A 12875-nucleotide genomic window follows, 5' to 3' on the forward strand; every position below is an offset into this window, starting at 1 on the left:
CACACCCGCCGAACCCGCCGGCCGGGGTCGGCCGGACGTACCGGCCGGCGAAACCCTCGGGCGCGCCGGGTTGTTCATCTCACACGACCTGGGCATGGTGCGCGCCGTGAGCGACGATGTCGCGGTGCTCTGTCTCGGGCGGGTGTGCGAACGGGGTCCGACGCAGGACCTGTCGGCCGCAGCGGCGCATCCGTATACCGCCGCGCTGTTCGCCGCCGTCCCGAGCCCGGACGGGCGCTCGGCGACGGGCCCGAGTCCGGACGGCACCGCCCCGACCACTCCACCCGGTACGAGGATTGATCCGCCATGCTCCGAACCCTTCGCCACCACGACGGCACCCCCTTCCGCGACCTCAACCACAACGGGACCATGGAGCCCTACGAGGACCCACGACTCCCGATCGACGAGCGGGTCGCCGACCTGCTGGGCCGGATGACGCTGGAGGAGAAGGCCGGGCTGATGTGTTGCGGCCGGATGATCCCCGGCAGCGGCGCCCGCGTCCCCACCGGGGCCGAGTTGATCGGCGAACGCGGCGTCAATACCTTCGGGTTGACCACCATGCCCTCGCCCGTCGAGACGGCCCGGTGGAACAACCACGTGCAGGACCTGGCCGCCGCGACCCGCCTCGGCATCCCCGTCACGCTCGCCTCCGACCCGCGTCACGGCTTCACCGAGAACCCGGCCACCGCGTTCACCGGCGGCGCGTTCAGCCGAGGGCCCGAACCGATCGGGCTCGCGGCCACCGACGACCCCGCGCTCGTCGAGGAGTACGCCGCCGCGATCGCCGCCGAACTGCGCGCGGTGGGTGTGCGGGTCGCGATCCACCCGATGGCCGACCTCGCCACCGAGCCCCGCAAGCCGCGCACCGGCGGCACCTTCGGCGAGGACGCCGACCGGGCCGCACGCATCCTGGCCGGCTACATCCGGGGCATGCAGGGCGAGCGGTTGGGCCCGGACAGCGTGGCCTGCATGACCAAACACTTCCCCGGCGGCGGACCCCAGGAGGGCGGCGAGGACCCGCACTTCGCCTACGGCACCCGCGCCGTCTACCCGGGCGGCAATCTCGACTACCACTTGAAGCCCTTCGAGGCCGCCTTCGAGGTCGGCACCGCCCAGGTGATGACGTGCTACTCGATCCCGATGGGCACCGCGCTCGCCGAGGTCGGCTCCTCGTTCAACCGCGACGTGCTGACCGGGCTGCTGCGCGAGCGGTACGGCTTCGACGGCGTGGTGTGCAGCGACTTCAACGTGCTCACCGGCATGGAGATCCCCGGCCTCGTCGCGCTGCCGCCGCGCAACTGGGGCGTCGAGCACCTGTCCCTCGCCGAGCAGGCGGTGCTGATGCTGCACGCGGGTGTGGACCAGTTCGGCGGGGAGACCCGATCCGACCTGATCGTCGACGCGGTACGCTCCGGCGCCGTCGACGAGGCGCGGATCGACGCGTCGGCCCGGCGCATCCTGCGCGACAAGTTCCGTCTGGGCCTGTTCGACGACCCGTACGTCGACCCCGAGGCCGCCGCGCGGGTGGTCGGCCACCCCGCGCGCGTCGAACTCGGCCGCCGGGTACAGCGGCGCTCCCTGGTCCGGCTCACCGGGGAGCCGTTCGCGGACACGCCGGGGCGCCGGCTGTACGTGGAGAACATCGACCCCGACGTCGCCGCGCGCTACGGCACGGTGGTCGAGCGCGTCGAGGACGCGGACCTGGCCGTCGTCCGGATCGACGCCCCGTACGAGGTCCGCGAGGGGCTGCTGGAACGCCACTTCCACGCCGGATCCCTCGACTTCCCCGCCGCCGAGGTCGAACGCCTGCGCAAGCTCTGCGCGACCGTGCCGACCACCGTCGACGTCTTCCTGGACCGCGCCGCGATCCTCACACCGCTCGCCGACTTCGCCGCCGCCCTGCTCGCCGACTTCGGCGCCGACGACGACCTCGTCCTGGACGCGGTCTTCGGTCGCGCCCCGACGCCCGGCACGCTGCCGTTCGACCTGCCGTCGTCGATGGAGGCCGTGCTGGACTCCCGCGAGGACGTACCCTTCGACACCCGCGACCCGCTCTTCCGCTGCGGCCACCCGCATACGACCCGGTGACGGGCCGGGACGCCGGCGCTCAGGAGGGGGTTCGGGACGCGCGACGCAAGACGCCGCGTGTCCCGGGACCGGCGGAGCGCGGCGTGGCGGTGCGGGGGATGGCCGCCGCGGTGAGTGCCGCGGCGAGAGCCGCGGCGGCGGCGAGGGCGAAGACGATGCGGTACGCGTCGAGCGAGGCGTAGGTGCCGCCCGCCGCGTCCCCCGCGCCCGCCGGCACCGTCGTGGTCACCGTGGTCAGCACGACGGCGACCACCGTGCTGCACAGGGCCTGGCCGATGGTGCGCATCAGCACGTTCAGGCCGGTCGCCGCCGCCGTCTGCGCCGCCGGCACCGCCTGGATCACCAGGGTCGGCAGCGCCGAGTACACCAGTCCGGTCCCGACCGAACACATCGTCGCCCCGGCCGTGATCGTCCACATCCACTCACTGGTGAACACCCGCACCACGTAGGCCCCCGCGATCACCAGCGCCCCCGCCACCAGCGTCAGGCGCGCCCCGCGCGCGGCGGACAACCGGGCCGACACCGGCGACATCACCACCATCGTCACCCCGCCGGGCAGCAGACACAGGCTCGCCACCAGCGCGGACGCCCCCAGGCCGTACCCGGTGCCCTCGGGCGCCTGGACCAGTTGCACGGTGGCCAGCCAGTTGGCGTAGAAGGCGAATCCGGTCACCAGCGCCGCCAGATGCGGCAGCAGCACCGCTCGGCGGGCCGCCAGACGCAGATCCACCAGCGGTTCGCGCACCCGCAGCTGATGCCGGCCCCACAGCGGCAGGACGAGTACGCCGGCCGCCCCAACACCGAGCACCGCCGGGCTCGTCCACCCCCAGTCGCCGCCCTTGGACACCGCGAGCAGCACACCCACCAGGCCCGTGGTCAGCAACAGCGCGCCGACCACGTCGAACCGCCCCGGCGTGCGGACCGACGAGCGCGGCAGCACCCACCACGAGAGCACCGCGCCGAGCGCGCCCAGGCCGGTGGTCACCCCGAACAACACGTGCCAGTCCGCGTGCCGCACCACGATCGACGCCAGCGGAAGTCCGGCCGCCGCCCCGATGCCCACCGTCGAACTCATCAGCGCGACCGCCGAGCCGACCCGGTGCGGCGGCAGTTCGTCGCGCAGGATGCCGGTCGCCAGCGGCACCACGGCGGCGGCGGTGCCCTGGAGCGCCCGCGCGGTGATCAGTACGCCGATGTCGGTGGTCAGCGCGCACAGCGCCGAACCCACCGTCATCACCACGAGCGCGCCGACCAGGATGCGGCGTCTGCCGTACATGTCGCCGGCCCGCCCGAGGACCGGGTTGAGCACCGCGCCGGAGAGCAGCGTCGCGGTCAGCATCCAACTCACCGTGCCCGGCGAGGACCCGGTGTCGCCGGGAAGCGCGGGCAGCAGCGGCACGATCACCGTCTGCATGAGGGCCATCAGGACTCCGCCGAAGGCCAAGGTCGGCACCATCAGACGGGAACGAAGGCCGGATGAGGGTACTGCGGTCGGCACGCGGCGACTCCGGGATCCGGGGGCCGCCAGCTGACCTGACGACCCGTCAGATCAGTTCTGTCACGAACTCCCCCGAAACGCCGGCACACGTGACGGACGTCGCACCACGCCGCACGACGTCGCAGCACGGAGCCGATCTCGAAACCCGATGACGAAATCCTCTTGCTCAATGGTCAAGAAACGTTGACCATTACTCGCATGCCTACGGATGATCTTCCCGAGACGTTTCACGTCACCACCGACGAGCAGTTGCGCGCCGTCTCCAACCTCACGCGTCACCGGATCATGGCCGTGCTCCGCTTCGAGCCGGCGACGATCACCCAGATCGCCGAGCGGATCGGCCTCGCGAAGGGCAGTTCCAGCTACCACGTGCGGCTGCTGGAGCGGGCCGGCCTGGTGAAGGTGGTCCGGACCCGGAAGGTGCGGGGGGTCACCGAGCGCTACTACGCGATGGCCGCGCGGTCGATCGTGCTGCCGGACCCGGGCGAGGGCGGGCCGGATGTGCTGATGCGGCACGCGGTGGCGGACCTGGAGGCGTCGCCGGCGGCCGGCGAGCGGCACGTGCGGATGGCGCATCTGCGGCTCACCGAGGAGCGGTTCGCGGAGCTGGGGGCGCGACTGAACGCCCTGGCGGACGAGTACCGGGAGTTGTCCGATCCGTCGCTGCCCGACGTGTCGCTCGTCTTCGCGCTGTTTCGCCCCGCGTCGCGCGAGCGGGCCGAGGAGGACGCCAAGTGACCTCGGACGGGGGGAAGTTGCCGACCGGGTTCGGCCGGTTGTGGACCGCGCAGACGGTGTCCTCGCTCGGTGACGGGGTGTCACATGCCGCCCTGCCGCTGCTCGCGTTGACGTTGACCCGGGATCCGATGGCGCTGGCCGTCGTCACGGGCGCGGGGACGCTGCCGTGGCTGCTCTTCGGGGTGCTCGGCGGCGCGCTGGTGGACCGCTGGGACCGCCGGCGCACGATGTGGGTCGCGGACACGGCGCGCGCGGTGTTGCTCGCGATACCCGCAGCGGCGGCCGTGCTCGGCGTGCTGAGCATTCCGCTGCTCGCGGTCGTCGCCTTCCTGCTCGGCCTCGGCGCACTCTTCTTCGACACGGCCGCCACGGCCTATTTGCCGGACCTGCTCCGCCGCGACCCCGCGCTCCTGGAGCGCGCCAACTCCCGCCTGCGCGGCGCCCAGACCGCCGCGTCCGGCTTCGTGGGGCCGCCCGCGGGCAGTGCGCTGCTCGCGCTCGGGCGAGCGGTGCCGCTGCTCACCGACGCGGTGTCGTTCCTGCTCTCGGCGCTGCTCGTACGGACGCTGCCCGCCATGCCCCGACCCGAGCCGGAGGTCCGCGAGTCGCTGCTGCGGCAGGCCCGCGCCGGCGCCTCGTACGTCTTCCGGGACCGACTGCTGCTCGGGCTCGCGCTTCGCCCGGCGATCGGGAACATCGCCTTCGTCGCGGTGGAGACCGTGCTCGCCCTGTTCGCGCACGACCGCCTCGGCATGGACACCTACGGCTTCGGCCTGCTCCTGACGGCGGAGGCCGCCGGCGGCCTGCTCGGCGCGGGCATCGCCTCGTCCCTCGGCCGACGACTCGGCACCGGCACCGCGCTGACCTGCACGGCCGCCGTCGAGGGGTTTGCCGTCCTGGGCCTGGCCGCCGCCCCGAATCCGTACCTCGCCGGCCTGGCGCTCGCCGTCTGCGGAGCGGGCATGGGCGCCACCATGGTGCTCGGCCCCTCCCTCCGACAGGCGATCGTGCCCGCCCATCTCATGGGCCGGGTGGCCTCGACCTCCCGCATGCTGGGCATGTGTGCCGCCCCGTTCGGGGCCTTCCTCGGTGGGTGGTTGGCCACCACCTACGACGTCCGCACCCCGCTCTACGCCGCCGCCGGCCTCCTCCTGACGATGACGGCCGTCACCGCGTCCATGACCGACAACCGCCGGGTCGAGGCGGCACTGCGCGCCGCCGTCCCCGTCGAGGTGTGATCCCGTCGTCGAGTCGCGGCCGGGTGTGCCGTGGGACCGCGCGCGGCGGGGCCGGCCGGTCAAGCCCCGCGGCCGCCCGCCGCCTCGTCCGCTTCCCGGGATCCCGCTTCGCTCAGGCGCAGCACCAACGGCAGGACGAGCCACCATCCGAGGAACCAGAGCGCGGCCCCCGACGTGAGTACGGCCGCGGTGACGGGGCCGGTTGCCACCCGCAACAACAGCAGCAACGAGCAGCCGATGGTGCAGGCCAACAGGCCCACCCCGAGCGGGACAAGACGGTTGGCCACATGGACCAGTCCTGGCTTGCGGCCCAGTCCCGCGACGGCGCGATGCACCGAGACCACGGACACCAGGACCCCCATCGAGGCCGCGCCCAGCACCACGGCGGCCACGTACAGGCCGTTGTCGAAGTCGCTCAGCGTGGCGAACTTGGGGGTGAACACCACGCTCAACAGGAAGCCGAACAACACCTGTGCCCCGGTCTGGACGACCCGAACCTCCTGGAGCAGTTCGTTCCACCTTCGGTCGGCCCGCTCGTCCGCGCTCTCGCTCCGGCCGTCCTCCTTGCGCATGGTGTCCCCTTCGTCGGTCTTCGCGTTCGCGTGGGGGACGACTTCCCCGACCACCGCGAGGGCACACGGCCCGGCCGGCCGATCGCGCCGCGCGACGACGAGTCGGCCGGTCCGGTTGGCAACCGCCGTGTCGTGGCAGCGAATTCGTCGCCGGGGCCGATCGCGCACCGACTCGGGGGGTCGGCCGGAACGGGGGCGTGGCGTGGCGCACGCGTCGGGCGCGGCCGACGGCGGAACGGATCGTTCCGGCTTCGTGCCGAGAATCCCGGAGGCGGCCGGCCCGGGCGTCGGTGGTTCGCACAGGATCGGGGGGTGTTCTTCGTGCACGGCGACGATCCCCCGGTTTCCGGCCACTGCCTACCGTGATCGTCCGCAGCGGCGCAGGCCGCACTCCGAGGAGGTTTCCCGTGACGGGACGATCCGAACTGCCGGGTACACCGCCCGCGGCCCGCCGATGGACGCCGGCCGCCGAGTCGGGTGCGGTGCGCGGCACCGGGCACGCCGGCGCCGAGTTTTCCCCGACTGCCGAGTGTTTCCCGGAAGGCGCGCGATGAGACGCGTCTCGCGAAGGGTCGTGGGGACCCTCGTCCTGGGCCTGCTCGCCGCCGGATGCGGCGGCAGTGGCGGCGGTGGCGACGCCGGTGCCGGCGACACGATGACCGTCGGGGTCATCGCCGACCCCGGTGGCCTGAATCCGCTCACCGCGCTGAACGCGAGCGCGTACATGCTGAACCGCTTCTCCTACGACGGGCTGGTCAACATCCAGCCGGACGGGCGCGTCGTCTCCGGTGTCGCCGAGACGTGGACGACCGACGCGACCACCGCGAGCTTCACCCTCAAGCGCGGCGTGACGTGCGACGACGGTACGCCGTTGACCCCGTCGGCGATCGCGGCGCAGTACGCGTACATCGCCGAGCCGACCAACGCATCGCCCATGCTCGGCATGATCGTGCCCACCGGCCTCACCGCCTCCGCCGACGACGCCGCCGGCACCCTGACCCTGAAGACCCCGGAACCCACCCCGTTCCTGCTGCGCAACGCCGCGACGCTGCAACTGGTGTGCCCCTCCGGCCTGCGCGCGCAGGCCAAGCTGGACCATGCCTCGGACGGCACCGGGCCCTACCGGCTGACCGAGGCCGTACCGGGCGACCACTTCACCTTCACCAAGCGACCGGGTTACACCTGGGGCCCGGACGGCGTGGACAACGCCCGCACCCCGGACCGGGTGGTCTTCAAGGTGATCGGCAACGAGTCCACCCGGACCAATCTGCTCCTGGGCGGCCAGTTGGACGTCACCACGGTCGTCGGCCCCGACCGGTCCCGGCTGACGGCGGCCGGGATCAAGTCCACGGCCATGCAGGACCCGCTCGGCCAGTTGTTGTTCAACGAGGACCCGAACCGGGTCACCGCCGATCCGCGGGTGCGCCGGGCGCTGGTCACGGCGATCGACCTGCGGCAGCTGGGCGCGGTCGCCACCGGCGGCAAGGGGGTGCGGCCGACCCGGCTGGGCACCGCGATGTCCCCGCCCTGTCCGACCGACTCGGTCACCGCCAACCTCCCGGCCCACGATGTGGACGGCGCCGCCGAGCTGTTGCGCACGGCGGGGTGGCGCAAGTCGGGTGGGTACTGGACCAAGGACGGCCGGCAACTGTCCATCGCGGTGCCCTATCCGGGCCTGTCGGGCACCCAGGTCGTCGCGGCGGCCGAGTTGGCGGTCAAGCAGTGGAAGTCGTTCGGCGTGAAGGTCGACCCCCGACCGACCACGCCCGCGACGAAGGTGTCCACGCTGATGGCCGGCCAGTGGGACGTGGCGTGGGCGCCGCTGTCGCTGAGCACGCCCGACCAGATGCTCCCGTTCTTCTCCGGGACCAAGCCGCCCGAGGGCCTCAACTTCGGGTCCGTGCAGAACCCGGAGTACCAGCGCCTGACGGCGCTCGCGATGGCCAAGCCGGACACCTCGGGCTGCGCCGAATGGACCGCGGCGGAAGAGGAGTTGATGAAGCGGATCGACGTGATCACCTTCATGGACAGCAACGTCCCCTACTTCACCCGGGGTTACGCGTTCGAGGTCGACGGCGGCGGTTTCCTGCCCACGACGCTGCGCCGCGCCGCGCGCTGACCGATCACGCGGGCGCGGCGGACTCGCGGTGACCGCCGCGCCGCCGCGCCGGTTCGGGTCAGGCGGTGGCGAGCGCGACCTCGGTCGACTTGAGCAGGGCGGTCACCGGCGTACCCGCCGTCAGGCCCAACTCCCTCGCGGCTTCGGCGGTGACGACGGCGGTCAGTTCGCCGTCCGCGACGGCGACCTTGACCCCGGCCGTCGCACCGCCGAAGACGACCTCGACGACCGTGCCGGGGATCCGGTTGCGGATGCTGAGCCCGTCGACGCCGCCGGTGGCGAGCGAGACCTCGGTGGACTTGATCAGGGCCAGGACGGCGCCGCCTTCGGCCAGTCCGAGGTCGCGCACCGCGTCGACGGTGACGGCGGCGGTGAGTTCGCGACCGGAGCCGAGCCGGACCTTGACGGCGGCCATCACCTCACCGGCGGTCACCGAGACCGTGGTGCCCGGGAACTGGTTGCGGATGCTGAGCGACATGCGGACACACCTGGATCCCTGATCGCCGGAAGCCGATCTTCCGAACACGCGACCATCACCCTAAACGGGACGAAACACCGGCCGGGGGCAGACACGAGGAGCGTGCCGCGAATACCACCCCAAGGACGGTCCGGCCGGCCTACGCCCGACGCCCGCCTCGCGGCCACGCGTCATCGCGACCGGCTCCGCGTGGACGCGTAGGCGTCGCGGCCCCCGGCGCGCCCGGCCGGGAACCGGGTCGGAGGTAGTGTTTCGGTGCGGTCCGGTGCGGCGACGTCGCCGCGATTCCCACCGCGGCCGGACCCGCGACGAGGAGGACTCATGTCGAAGCCGCCGCTGCCCGAACAGGCCATCGCGATGCTGCAAAAGCCCAACCCGGCCGTGATGACCACGCTCCGACCCGACGGCCAACCCGTCTCCACCGCGACCTGGTACCTGTGGGACGACGGCCGCATCCTGATCAACCTGGACGAGGGCCGAAAGCGGCTCGACCATCTCCGCAACGACCCCCGCGTCTCGCTCACCGTGCTCGACGAGGGCAACTGGTACACGCACCTGAGCATCGTCGGCACCGTCGAGGACATCCGCGACGACAAGGACCTGGCCGACATCGACCGGTTGTCCCGGCACTACGGCGGGCAGCCCTACCCGCAGCGGGAACGGGCCCGGGTCAGCGCCTGGATCCGGATCGACCGCTGGCACGGCTGGGGCACGCTCAAGGACAACGACCAGGCGGGCGGCAGCCGGAACGTGTCGGAGTAGCCGACCCGTTCCCGGGCCGGCACACCCGGCGGCCCCTGTCTCCCGCGTTCGGGACAGGGACCGCCGAGGTACGGATGGATCGGACCGGCCGAGCCCGAACGGCGGCATCCCACCTTTGTCCGCGCGAGCCACGCGCGCCGCCGACCACGCGCGCTCCGGGAGAGCTAACTCCCTTGGGGAGCAGGCGGGTTGCCCGGCGGCGGCCAGCCGTGGGCGAGGATGTCGAAGACCGCGTCGACGGTGGCCGCGGGATCCTGCCGGCCGCGCGCCAGGGTCGGGATCTCCAGTACGAACCGGGCCAGCGCCAGACACGCGATGTCGTCGTGGTCCACGCCGAGTTCGTCGGCGATGGCCGCGCCGAGGGCGTCGGTATGCCGGGTCCACATACGTTCCGCGTACGCGCGCAGCGCCGGCGTGGAGTCCACGAGGTGACCGAACCCGGCGGCCTGCGGATGGGTCGCGACGGCCAGGAAGTTCTCCCGGACGTGCCGCCGGAGGGCGTCGAGGATGCCCCGGCCGGCGGGCCGCCCCCGCACCGAGGCGACCAAGTGCGCCTCCCGGTCCTCCTCTTGGTCGAACACCAGCGCCTCCTTGCCGCTGAAGTGCTTGAACACCGTGGTCGTGGACACATCGGCCGCGTCGGCGATGTCCCGGATGCTCACCCGGTCGTAGCCGTGCTCCAGGAACAGCTCCAGTGCGGCGTCGGCGATCGTTTGCCGAGTGGCCGCCTTCTTGCGTTCGCGGCGGCCGGCGGGAGGAACGGTCATGGGTTGAGTGTATCCGATGGTTGCATCGATGATTAAGTTGACTCATTGCACTTTCGAACTTAGTTTGCTTTCGTGAGGGCAGCGGGTGAGCCCCCAGCCTCCGTGCCCGTTCGGCCGACAGCCCTCTCCGCCGACGAAAGGAACCCCCATGAACTCCCCCGCACCCGCCCACGCCCGGATCAGCGTCATCGGCGCCGGACCCGGCGGCCTGACCTGCGCGCGCATCCTCCAGCGGCACGGCATCCCGGTCACCGTCCACGACCGCGACCCGGGCCCCGACGCACGCGACCAGGGCGGCAGCCTGGACCTGCACGCCGACAACGGCCAGATCGCGCTGCGCGAGGCCGGTCTGCTCGACGAGTTCTTCGCCCGGGCCCGTCCGGAGGGGCAGGAGACGCGGAAGCTGGACCCGAGCGGGCGGATCGTCTTCCATCACGTCCCGGCCGCCGACGAACTCTTCAAACCGGAGATCGACCGCGGCCACCTGCGCGCGCTGCTCCTGGAGTCCCTGCACCCGGGCACCGTGCGCTGGGGCCGGGCGCTCGACACGATCGACGGACCCGCCGACGGGCCCCGGCTGTTGCGCTTCGCGGACGGGACGACCGTCGAGGCCGATCTGGTCATCGGCGCCGACGGCGCCTTCTCCCGGGTGCGCCCCGCGGTCTCGCCCGCCGTGCCCGGCTACACCGGAATGGGTTTCCTGGAGGCCCACTTCCGCGATGTCGAGCGGCGCCACCCCGAGATCGCCGCCCTGGTCGGCCCGGGCAGCGCCGCCGCGGCCGACGGCGAACGCGCCATGTTCGCCCAACGCAACAGCGGCGACCACATCCGCGTCCACCTCGTCCGCCGGGTCCCGGTCGACTGGATCGCCGCGAGCGGGCGCACCATCGAGGACACCGAGGGCATCCGCGCGCTGCTCCTCGACGAGTACGCCGACTGGTCGCCGAGCCTGCGGCGCATGCTCACCGACAACGACGGACGCTACGTGGACCGGCCGCTGTTCGCGCTCCCGGTCCCGCACACCTGGGCGCACCACCCGACGGTGACCCTGCTGGGCGATGCCGCCCACCTCATGCCTCCGCTGGGCGTCGGCGTCAACCTCGCCATGCTCGATGCCACCGAACTCGCCCTCGCGCTCGCGAGTGCCGCCGGCGTCGCCGACGCGATCCGGGTGTACGAGAAGACCATGCTCCCCCGCTCCACCGCGATGGCCGAGGCCCTCGACGGCGCCGCAGCGGGCCTGCTGTCCACCGACGACTCCGACGACGACCGGCCCTGAGCGGGCGACCCGGTCGCCGGGGTGGCCGGACTCGCGCGGAGCCGCAGGCCGCCTCAGCGCCGGCGGGGGCGGTGGATGGCGGCGACGAGAGCCGCGGAGGCGGCGACGAGCAGGGCCACGAATACGGGATGGATGTCCTTGGACAGGCTCTGGGCGCCGTCGGGGCGCACGAGCCAGACCGTGAGCGGGACGGCGAAGGCCACCGCCACAAGCGCGGCCGCCGCGCGCACCGACCGGTCGGCGACCCGGGTGAGCGCGCCGATCAAGGCGATGGCGACCGGAACGACGGCGATCAGGGCGAATTGGGCCAGGACCATGACGGGGACCAGCCAGGCGGAGACGGTGACCGCCCGCGGGATGCGCCGGTCGATGGTCGCGGGCGAGACGGAGGTGGCTGACATGACGTTCCCCTCGTTGACTTAGCAGGCTTGCCTTTCGTTATAAGTTATAACGCTCGTGAGAGCGCAGGGTCAAGAATGTTCGTGACACCCTCTAACTTCAGAGACCACCTATCAGGCTCGGGGCTCGGGCTGTGCCGGGTGGGATCCGGCCGGCATCGTCGGAGGGCCACGGGTGTTCCGTGCTTGGTCGAGGAGAGGAATTGCTTCGTGTCACAGCAGCAATGGAGCGCCGTGGACGGATACTTCACCGATCTGCTCGGCGCCGACGACGAGGTGTTGCGGGCCGCACAGCGGGAGAGCGACGCGGCGGGTCTGCCGCCGATCGCGGTCACCGCGCATCAGGGCCGGTTCCTGCATCTCCTGGCCCGGATCCGGGGGGCCCGGCGCATCCTGGAGATCGGCACGCTCGGCGGGTACAGCACCATCCATCTCGCGCGGGCGCTGCCCGAGGACGGCCGGCTGGTCACGCTCGAGTATTCGCCGCACCACGCCGAGGTGGCCCGGGCGAACATCGCGCGGGCGGGCCTGGCCGATCGGGTGGAGGTCCGGGTCGGGCCGGCCCTGGAGACGCTGCCCGTCCTGGACGCCGAGGGCGGTGAGCCGTTCGACCTGGTGTTCATCGACGCCGACAAGGACAACTACCCGCACTACCTCGAGTGGTCCCTGCGGCTGGCCCGGGTCGGCGCGGTGCTCGTCCTGGACAACGTCGTGCTGGGCGGCGCCGTCCTCGACCCGGCGGCGGGCGGCGTGCGTGCCCAGGGTGTGCGTACGACGCTCGAACTGCTCGCCAAGGAGCCCCGCCTCGACGCGACCGCCGTGCAGACGGTCGGCGACAAGGGGTGGGACGGGTTCGCGCTCGCCGTGATCACGGGCTGAGCACGGCGTCGGCGCGGTGGGCCCGTTGGTGGCCGCCCCCCGCGCCGACGCGCTACACC

Annotated in this window: 13 protein-coding genes; 8 read left to right on the plus strand and 5 right to left on the minus strand. The window is 72.5% G+C overall.

The window, feature by feature from the left end:
* Positions 1 to 94 precede the first annotated feature (94 nt).
* Both ACFRCG_RS37880 and ACFRCG_RS37885 read left to right on the plus strand, forming a co-directional pair.
* Positions 95 to 436 carry a hypothetical protein gene (locus ACFRCG_RS37880; RefSeq protein ID WP_380040092.1) on the plus strand — a complete coding sequence of 114 codons (342 nt, stop codon included), beginning with the start codon at positions 95 to 97 and terminating at the stop codon, positions 434 to 436.
* On the plus strand, positions 370 to 2088 hold the full coding sequence (locus ACFRCG_RS37885; RefSeq protein ID WP_380040066.1) for a glycoside hydrolase family 3 protein: 1719 nt from the start codon (positions 370 to 372) through the stop codon (positions 2086 to 2088). The genes ACFRCG_RS37880 and ACFRCG_RS37885 overlap by 67 nt, the downstream gene beginning before the upstream one ends.
* Before the next feature lie 19 nt (positions 2089 to 2107).
* Here ACFRCG_RS37885 and ACFRCG_RS37890 read toward each other — a convergent pair whose 3' ends face one another.
* Positions 2108 to 3544 (minus strand): MFS transporter, encoded by a 1437-nt coding sequence (locus ACFRCG_RS37890; RefSeq protein ID WP_380040068.1) that lies wholly within the window; start codon positions 3542 to 3544, stop codon positions 2108 to 2110.
* A gap of 240 nt (positions 3545 to 3784) precedes the next feature.
* On the opposite strand from ACFRCG_RS37890, the gene ACFRCG_RS37895 reads away from it, so the two are divergent.
* Together ACFRCG_RS37895 and ACFRCG_RS37900 are read left to right on the plus strand one after the other, a co-directional pair.
* Positions 3785 to 4324, plus strand: coding sequence for an ArsR/SmtB family transcription factor (locus ACFRCG_RS37895; RefSeq protein ID WP_380040070.1), 540 nt, complete (start codon positions 3785 to 3787; stop codon positions 4322 to 4324).
* Entirely contained in the window at positions 4321 to 5562 is a 1242-nt protein-coding gene (locus tag ACFRCG_RS37900; RefSeq protein ID WP_380040072.1) for an MFS transporter, read from the plus strand. The genes ACFRCG_RS37895 and ACFRCG_RS37900 overlap by 4 nt, the downstream gene beginning before the upstream one ends.
* Positions 5563 to 5621: 59 nt before the next feature.
* Here the strand turns inward: ACFRCG_RS37900 and ACFRCG_RS37905 are convergent, their stop codons facing one another.
* On the minus strand, positions 5622 to 6134 hold the full coding sequence (locus ACFRCG_RS37905; RefSeq protein WP_380040076.1) for a DUF6328 family protein: 513 nt from the start codon (positions 6132 to 6134) through the stop codon (positions 5622 to 5624).
* A gap of 574 nt (positions 6135 to 6708) precedes the next feature.
* Here ACFRCG_RS37905 and ACFRCG_RS37910 point away from each other — a divergent pair.
* Complete coding sequence (locus ACFRCG_RS37910) at positions 6709 to 8253, plus strand: ABC transporter substrate-binding protein (protein WP_380040078.1); 1545 nt, start codon at positions 6709 to 6711, stop codon at positions 8251 to 8253.
* A 58-nt stretch (positions 8254 to 8311) separates the two neighbouring features.
* Here the strand turns inward: ACFRCG_RS37910 and ACFRCG_RS37915 are convergent, their stop codons facing one another.
* The gene (locus ACFRCG_RS37915; protein ID WP_380040080.1) at positions 8312 to 8731 is read right to left on the minus strand and encodes a molybdopterin-binding protein; all 420 of its coding nucleotides are present in this window, start codon (positions 8729 to 8731) and stop codon (positions 8312 to 8314) included.
* A gap of 321 nt (positions 8732 to 9052) precedes the next feature.
* On the opposite strand from ACFRCG_RS37915, the gene ACFRCG_RS37920 reads away from it, so the two are divergent.
* Entirely contained in the window at positions 9053 to 9493 is a 441-nt protein-coding gene (locus ACFRCG_RS37920) for a PPOX class F420-dependent oxidoreductase (protein ID WP_380002414.1), read from the plus strand.
* A 164-nt stretch (positions 9494 to 9657) separates the two neighbouring features.
* On the opposite strand, the gene ACFRCG_RS37925 is transcribed toward ACFRCG_RS37920, so the two are convergent.
* Positions 9658 to 10260, minus strand: coding sequence for a TetR/AcrR family transcriptional regulator (locus ACFRCG_RS37925; protein ID WP_380040082.1), 603 nt, complete (start codon positions 10258 to 10260; stop codon positions 9658 to 9660).
* A 148-nt stretch (positions 10261 to 10408) separates the two neighbouring features.
* Between ACFRCG_RS37925 and ACFRCG_RS37930 the strand changes: the two genes are divergently transcribed.
* Entirely contained in the window at positions 10409 to 11539 is a 1131-nt protein-coding gene (locus tag ACFRCG_RS37930; RefSeq protein ID WP_380040084.1) for an FAD-dependent oxidoreductase, read from the plus strand.
* A 53-nt stretch (positions 11540 to 11592) separates the two neighbouring features.
* On the opposite strand, the gene ACFRCG_RS37935 is transcribed toward ACFRCG_RS37930, so the two are convergent.
* Positions 11593 to 11940: a hypothetical protein gene (locus tag ACFRCG_RS37935; protein ID WP_380040086.1), complete on the minus strand. Its 348-nt coding sequence runs from the start codon at positions 11938 to 11940 to the stop codon at positions 11593 to 11595.
* Between the two features lie 207 nt (positions 11941 to 12147).
* Between ACFRCG_RS37935 and ACFRCG_RS37940 the strand changes: the two genes are divergently transcribed.
* Entirely contained in the window at positions 12148 to 12816 is a 669-nt protein-coding gene (locus tag ACFRCG_RS37940; RefSeq protein WP_380040088.1) for an O-methyltransferase, read from the plus strand.
* Positions 12817 to 12875 lie beyond the last annotated feature (59 nt).

Source organism: Embleya sp. NPDC056575 (assembly GCF_042793325.1).
GTDB lineage: Bacteria > Actinomycetota > Actinomycetes > Streptomycetales > Streptomycetaceae > Embleya.

Excerpts from the sequence above, each read along its gene's own strand:
- ACFRCG_RS37905 (WP_380040076.1), bottom strand. The coding sequence starts at position 6,134 with ATGCGCAAGGAGGACGGCCGGAGCGAGAGCGCGGACGAGCGGGCCGAC.
- ACFRCG_RS37895 (WP_380040070.1), top strand. The coding sequence starts at position 3,785 with ATGCCTACGGATGATCTTCCCGAGACGTTTCACGTCACCACCGACGAG.
- ACFRCG_RS37930 (WP_380040084.1), top strand. The coding sequence starts at position 10,409 with ATGAACTCCCCCGCACCCGCCCACGCCCGGATCAGCGTCATCGGCGCC.
- ACFRCG_RS37920 (WP_380002414.1), top strand. The coding sequence starts at position 9,053 with ATGTCGAAGCCGCCGCTGCCCGAACAGGCCATCGCGATGCTGCAAAAG.
- ACFRCG_RS37925 (WP_380040082.1), bottom strand. The coding sequence starts at position 10,260 with ATGACCGTTCCTCCCGCCGGCCGCCGCGAACGCAAGAAGGCGGCCACT.
- ACFRCG_RS37885 (WP_380040066.1), top strand. The coding sequence starts at position 370 with ATGGAGCCCTACGAGGACCCACGACTCCCGATCGACGAGCGGGTCGCC.
- ACFRCG_RS37880 (WP_380040092.1), top strand. The coding sequence starts at position 95 with ATGGTGCGCGCCGTGAGCGACGATGTCGCGGTGCTCTGTCTCGGGCGG.
- ACFRCG_RS37935 (WP_380040086.1), bottom strand. The coding sequence starts at position 11,940 with ATGTCAGCCACCTCCGTCTCGCCCGCGACCATCGACCGGCGCATCCCG.
- ACFRCG_RS37915 (WP_380040080.1), bottom strand. The coding sequence starts at position 8,731 with ATGTCGCTCAGCATCCGCAACCAGTTCCCGGGCACCACGGTCTCGGTG.
- ACFRCG_RS37890 (WP_380040068.1), bottom strand. The coding sequence starts at position 3,544 with ATGGTGCCGACCTTGGCCTTCGGCGGAGTCCTGATGGCCCTCATGCAG.